The following is a 449-nucleotide window of genomic DNA, read 5'->3' on the forward strand; positions in this document are numbered from 1 at the left end:
CCGCCGTGCGCGAGGCCGCCGGCTTCGCCGCGTACGCGAACCAGAAGTACAGCGAGGCGCTCGCCGAGTTCCGGGCCGCGCGTCGGATGACCGGCACCGTCGACCTGTGGCCCGTCATGGCGGACTGCGAGCGCGGGCTCGGCAGGCCCGAGAAGGCGCTGGAGATGGCCGGTGCACCCGAGGTGCACAAGCTCGACAAGGCGGGGCAGGTCGAGATGCGGCTCGTCGCCGCCGGGGCCCGCCGCGATATGGACCAGCTCGATGCCGCCATCGTGACCCTGCAGAGCCCCGAGCTGGCGTCGAACTCCGTGCAGCCCTGGACGGCCCGCCTGCGGTACGCGTACGCCGACGCGCTGCTCGTCGCGGGGCGTGAGGACGAGGCCCGGGAGTGGTTCGCCAAGGCCGTCGAGTCCGACAAGGACGGCAGCACCGACGCGTCGGACCGGCTC

1 pseudogene is annotated in these 449 nt (G+C 73.5%); it reads left to right on the forward strand.

Annotation, left to right across the window (positions count from 1 at the left end):
* Positions 1-449: pseudogene (locus AOK03_RS38485) on the forward strand (tetratricopeptide repeat protein); the annotation flags it as partial.

This window comes from Streptomyces atriruber, from assembly GCF_001418325.1.
GTDB lineage: Bacteria > Actinomycetota > Actinomycetes > Streptomycetales > Streptomycetaceae > Streptomyces > Streptomyces atriruber.